5 protein-coding genes are annotated in these 5,698 nt (G+C 71.4%); 1 reads left to right on the top strand and 4 read right to left on the bottom strand.

Annotation, left to right across the window (positions count from 1 at the left end):
• On the top strand, positions 1 to 536 hold a 536-nt coding region (locus VFZ20_RS28005; protein WP_329687265.1), incomplete at its 5' end, for a DUF6671 family protein.
• Positions 537 to 637: 101 nt separating this feature from the next.
• Here VFZ20_RS28005 and VFZ20_RS28000 read toward each other — a convergent pair.
• The 4 genes from VFZ20_RS28000 to VFZ20_RS27985 form a co-directional block, all read right to left on the bottom strand.
• A complete protein-coding gene (locus VFZ20_RS28000) occupies positions 638 to 1,051 on the bottom strand; it encodes a DUF2294 domain-containing protein (protein WP_329687264.1) in 414 nt (137 codons plus the stop codon).
• Positions 1,052 to 1,206: 155 nt separating this feature from the next.
• Complete coding sequence (locus VFZ20_RS27995; protein ID WP_329687263.1) at positions 1,207 to 1,902, bottom strand: hypothetical protein; 696 nt, start codon at positions 1,900 to 1,902, stop codon at positions 1,207 to 1,209.
• Between the two features lie 142 nt (positions 1,903 to 2,044).
• The gene (locus VFZ20_RS27990; RefSeq protein ID WP_329687262.1) at positions 2,045 to 3,415 is read right to left on the bottom strand and encodes a DUF2399 domain-containing protein; all 1,371 of its coding nucleotides are present in this window, start codon (positions 3,413 to 3,415) and stop codon (positions 2,045 to 2,047) included.
• The coding region (locus VFZ20_RS27985) for an SbcC/MukB-like Walker B domain-containing protein (protein ID WP_329687261.1) at positions 3,405 to 5,698 on the bottom strand (2,294 nt) is incomplete at its 5' end. The genes VFZ20_RS27990 and VFZ20_RS27985, both read right to left, overlap by 11 nt.

Genomic DNA, 5,698 nt, shown 5'->3' with positions numbered 1-5,698 from the left:
CCGCCCTGGAGCTGGTGGGGACGTGGCAGACGGGGAGCGTGGCGCGGCACCAGCGCCGCATCCGCGACTTGGCGCGGCTGGACGAGGCGGCCCGGGTCCTCTCCTTTCCCTCCCACGGCCTGGTGGTGTTCGCGGAGGGCGGGGCGGAGGGCGGGCTGACGCGGGTGGCGGACGGGATCGTGGCATGGGGGCCCCTGCGCGAGGCCGTCGGGCAGGCCCTGGACGCCACCGGCTGCGCGCGCTTGGCGAACGACTTTCGGGCCCACGTGAACCCCACTCGGCACGCCGCCATCGCGGCCGCGGCGGGAGAGTTGGCGCGCCGCGTGACCGTCCGCTGCCCGGACTGCGGGGGGCCGGGATACGGGCCGGTGCGGGTGGAGCGCGGGCTGCCCTGCGGCTGGTGCCACGCCCCCACGGCGGGCGTGCGCGCGTGGGTGGACGGCTGCGGCCTCTGCGGGGCGGAGCGGGCCCGCCCCGCGGCCGGCCGCGTGGCCCCGCCGGACACCTGCTCCTTCTGCAATCCGTCCGTGAGGTGAGGCGGGCGGGCGAAACCGCTCCCCTCCGCGCGCGGAACGGGCCTCCACGCGGACCGGTGTGGGGGCCCGTTTCGTTCCGGGTGCTCGGGGCGAGGGTCGCGTCAGCCGCCGCGGGCCAGGGCGTCCTGCAGGTTGCGGTCGAGGCCAAAGACGAAGACGCGCTCCCCCGTCCGCGAGCTGATGTCGGTGTGCATGGTGACCACGCGGGCGCCGGTGGCCTGCTCCACGAGCTGCGACAGTGCTTCGCTGGAGCTTTCCACCAGCCGCGAGCGCATCTGCTTGATGAGCTCCACGCCGCCGGGCTGCTGGGCCACCTGCTGCTCGGCGGGGCTCAGGATGCCGCGCAGCCGCACCAGCACCAGGTCGCCGATGATGAACGTTCGCGCGTCGCGCGGGCCGCGGCCCAGGTAGTCGCGCTCGAACTGCGTGAGCGCCGTGGTGACGGCCGCCTCCACCTGCCCCTGCGTCGGCACGCCGTCCCGCGTCTCGCGCGCGGCGTCGGTTTCCTCTTTCACCGTTTTCGCCTTCTCGTCTGCGTTCTCGCGCGGGGCAGGGCCGCGCCGCGCACGCCGCAACGATAACGGCGGTGCGCGGCCCGGGGCAAAGCCGTGCGTAGCGTCCCGTGCTCAGCCGGCGCCGAGGCCGTTTCAGGCGACGTGCGATGGAGAGATCAGCGTGCCTCCGGCTGATCGCCCAGGTCCCGCAGGCAGGGACGCGACGCGGATTGGTCCGCCGCCGTCCGCGCCGCCTCGTTGGCGTTCGCCGATGGCGCGATGCGGTCGATCACGCACGTCTCGCCGCCGGCGATCTTCGCGACGGCGAGGTAGGAGGTGGCCGCGTCGGGCTTCTCCGGGTTCTCGAACGCGTTGACGCGGACGATGAGCGCGACGGGCGTTCCGCCGCGCATCCGCCACTCGGCGCGCGGGCCCAGGCTGGAGAAGTTGGCCGTGATCACGCCCCAGTACCGCAGTTCGTGCGTGCGCCCGCCCGGCGCGACGATGTCCACCGACATGCGCGCGTCGTAATCGTGCACCAGCAGCGCGTATCCGGCGGTGCCGGGGCAGCGCGAGGTGGTGCCGCCCGTCTCTTCCTCCTCCTTCACCAGCCTGCAGTCCGCCTCGCCCAGCGACGTGTAAACGCTGCGGATGCCGTTCGTGGTATCCTCCGCGGCCGCCGGCGTGTCGTTGACGAACGCCGGGATGGGCGAGCCCGCCGATGCCGGCGCATCGGTCGCGGAGTCGCCGCGCGCCGCGGCCGTGTCGCTGGCCTGCGCGCCCGGCGCTGTATCCGGCGCCTCACGGTCACCGCCGCACGCGGCGAGAAGGCAGAGCAGAAACGCGAAGCAGGAGGAGCGTGAGACGATCATCCAGATCCTTGAGTCGGATGTCAGGTGCGTAGCGCCGTTCCAAGACGATGCCGGCCAACGCGCTCCCAGGCAAATCGGCAAGATCGACGCCTCATCCCGATGCGGTTTCCCCTTTTCGGATGTCGTACCAAAGCAGGGAAAGCTACACCTGGGCGGTGTGCCTCCTGGAGGAATGGCCAGGTGGTTCGTTCCACCGCGGCGGCGCGATCCCTTCGAGCACAAACCGGTTGAGGTCTCGCTTCAGCATTTCGATGAGGCTGCTTTCCTGATCGGCAGCGAGGCCGCGCTTGCTCATCTCGCGTACGAGCTCAGGAAAGTGCCGGTTTACGCGCTGCAGTCCCGTGGGATCGAGCTTGTTCTTTCCGGCCTGGATTGCCGAAATGTAGTCGTCGGCCGTCATGCGCCACGGGCTTACGGCTTCGGGGAACCGGGTTAGAAGAGCGGCTGCGATCTCGAGTCCCCGCACGTCAAAATCACCGCAGTAGTACACATGCGCTCCGCTGCCGATCAACGACTCCAGCAGGGTCCAGTCTGCCAGGTTCAGGTTGCCGTTGGTGCATACCAGCGTGGCATGATTTTCCTCGCGGTGCTTTTCGCGCAGGTGACGAAAGAGCAGCGCGAACACCGTGGGATTTTCAGCAACGAAGACGCAGCCGTTCCAGCATCGCACCTGCTGGCCGATCTGCGCGAGGTCATCCAGGTTCAGCGAGCGCGTGAGCGCCGCACGCCGCAACTCGCGCAGATAGGGCATGTCTCCCATCAATCCGAACGTGTCTACACGGATGGAAACCGGATCGCGTGCAATTCGCGCCTCCGACAGCAGGTTCGTCCGCCACGCCGAGCTGCCGCGCCGCTCGCGCCGGGCCGTATCAGGGAAGAAGAACTCGAGCGCACGAAGCAGCAGCGTACCTGCCGGGCGTTTGGCGTCCAGTCCATGCGCACCGGCACCCGTCACCCGGTTCGCCAGCTCGGCGAGGTACACCGGCGGCTCGTGCCGGCTGGGCGCATGATGAAGCGCGAGCGCGACCGCACGCACCGCAGCCAGCAGCTCCGCCTCACCCCATCGGCCCGCGTCGCGCCGCAGACCGTCGCGCCCGGCCTGCATCCAGCTCACGACGCGCGCATAGCTCTCGGGAGAAAGACTCAACTCGGGAAGCAGGGCGAAGCAGCGCGATACAGCGCGCTCACGCGCCGCACGTTCCCGCTCCCGCTCCACCTTGGGACGGATGATCGGCTTGCCTGACGCAAGCTTTATCGCGTCGACGAGCGAGCAGTGGAACGCCGACTTCTCACGCAGGAGGAGGTCGACCTCGGCCAGGCCGATCGAGCCTCCCTCCTTGACTTGCTTGCCGATGATGTCCGCGAGCGCGTCGGCCTCCAACCGCGTTTCGATCGTTACGCGACCCTTGGGTTCACCATGGCGGACCAGGCGCTCACGAAACACCTCCAGCAGCCGCGCCATGTGAGGGGAGCGCAGCATCATCAGCAGGTCCCGCTCAAGGTCAGGGTTCATGCTCGGTCCTCATGGAAGTCGTCGATGAAACCTCAATGCCGATCAGCTCGTCGCCCAGGAACTCGAAGCGGCGGGCGCCGTCCCACAGGCTGAGCGTGGGCGCCACGGTGATGCCGTCCGTCAGCATCTCGTAGGTGGCGCTGCCGCGCACCTCGGGGCCCAGGCCGGTCGCCTTTTCCGTCGCCATCACCCAGCAGAAGCCCAGCTCGCTCAGCAGGCCGAAGATCTCCGCCGCGTTGCGGTCGTCCACGCCCGCGAACGCCTCGTCGAAGCCCACCAGCCGCGGCGCCTCGCGGTTCGCGGACGCCAGCCGCGCGCTCACGGCGGCGATCAGCGGCAGCAACAGGTCCAGCGTGCGCCGGCCGCCGCTCCCCTGGCCGTACAGCCGCTTGGTGAGCGGCACCCATCGGCCCGTCTCGTCCTTGCGCTGCACGGTCAGGTTGTACCACTGCGTGTAGTCCACCATCCGCAGCAGGGCCGCGCGGTAGTCCTCCAGCAGCTCCTTCTCCCGGTTACGGCGGCGGATGTCGGAGATCATTGTCCGGAAGATCTCCAGCAGCTCCTCGCGCCGCGTCTCGTCCAGGGCGATGCCGCGCTGGGTGAGCAGGTCGTCCAGGCGCTTCGGCTCGAACGCATCGGCCGTCTCGCGGGGGCGCGGCTCCCAGTGCAGCCGCATGATGCCGCCCTTGAAGAGCTGCATCCGCCCCAGGATGCCGTTGATGTCGTCCACCCAGTGCCTGGTGTTGCGGATGGCCGCGCGGATGGCGTCCACCACGTCGCGCAGCATCAGCTGCTCGATGAGCTCGCGGTCCTTTTCCTCCAGCAGCGTCTCGTTGCGCGCCTGCTCGTCTTCCAGGATGCGGTGCAGTTCGTCCAGGCGGATGGGGCCGTGGTCGTGGCGAAAGAGCAGGATGTGCCCGTCCAGCGTGGGGCTGAGCGCCTCGAAGACGGTGCTCTCGGAGATGAACGCCCGCTGCAGCGCGTCCATGGCCTCCTTGGCCTGCGCCTCGAGCGTCGCCGGATCCACGTCGTGGAGGATGCGCTCCATCGCCTTGTGCAGCCCCGCCGTCCGCGCCGCGTCCACGTACTCCTCCAGCGTGGCGGGGTACGCGTCCAGCGCCGACCGGAACGACACCTCCGCGGCCTGCCGGCGGATGCCGGCGCTCCGCGCCTCGTCCATGCGGTCCGCTTCCTGGCTGGCCAGGGTGCGGATGGTGCCCGTGTTCTCGGCGATGACGTCGCGCGCACGGCGGTCGGACGCGTCCAGCTCCGCCAGGCGCGTCTTGAGGTCGGCGATCTCCGTGGCGATGATCTCCAGCCCCACGTTGGCCTCGGCCAGCTGGCCTTCCAGCGCGCCCACCTCGGACTCCAGCGTCCGCACGCGCACGTCCGCCTGGGCAATGCGGGGCGCCAGCTCCTCCACGCCCACGCGGTGCTCGTGCAGGGCCCGGGCGCGGGCGGCGTACGCGCGGCGCAGCTCCTCCATCCGCTCCACGTCGTCGCCGATGGCGCGGACGGTGGACTGCACCTCGGCCAGGGCCGCGCCCACGGCGTCCACGTCCGCACGCGTGCGGCCCTTGAGGTAGGGCGCGTCGTCCGTGGCGCGGTCCAGGGCCGCCGTCTTGTGCTGCAGCTCGCGCGTGGCGTTCTCCACGGCGCTGGCGGCCATGTCGGCGTGGTTGCGGCGCCGGTCGCGCTCGTGCTCCGCCTGGCGCACGGTCATCAGCCGGTCGTGCAGGGTCTGCAGCTGCGGCAGCTCCTGCACGGCGCGCCACTCGCGCCCCAGCACGCGCTCGCGCCCCTGCAGCGCATCGATCTCCTCACGCAGCTCCTCCACTTGACCCCGCAGGTCCGCCAGCCGCGCGCGCGTCTCCTCGATGCGCCGCTGGCGCTCCTGCCGGCGCGCCGTCTCGCCCAAAAAGCGGACGCGCGCCTCGGCCGGGGCGGGGGACTGGCCGTGCAGCGGGCCCAGCCGCCACGCGCCGTCTTCACCCACGACCGCCGCGCCGCCACCGGCCAGGCCCAGCGCCCGCAGCGCCGCGCGGATGTCGTCCGCCTCCACGCCGGCGGACGCGACGGGCGCCAGCCACGCCGCGCCCGCGCCCAGCTCCGCGCCGTCCGGCAGGGGCGTGGCGGGGGCAATCCACCGGTCGCCCAGCCCCGCGCTGTCCAGCAGCGCCCGCGCGCGCTCCGTCTCCCCCGCGGGGACGACGAGCGCGTCCAGCAGGCCCGCGTCCGCCAGCGCCGCCTCCACGCGCGCGGCGAGCGCCGGGTCCGCCGCGA

Source organism: Longimicrobium sp., assembly GCF_036280135.1.
In the GTDB taxonomy this organism is placed as follows: Bacteria; Gemmatimonadota; Gemmatimonadetes; order Longimicrobiales; family Longimicrobiaceae; genus Longimicrobium.
The sequence above is the reverse complement of the archived record's forward strand: the minus strand, read 5'-3'. Positions and strand labels throughout refer to the sequence as shown.

Coding starts and splice junctions, on each gene's coding strand:
- VFZ20_RS27995 (WP_329687263.1), bottom strand. CDS start 1,902: ATGATCGTCTCACGCTCCTCCTGCTTCGCGTTTCTGCTCTGCCTTCTC.
- VFZ20_RS27990 (WP_329687262.1), bottom strand. CDS start 3,415: ATGAACCCTGACCTTGAGCGGGACCTGCTGATGATGCTGCGCTCCCCT.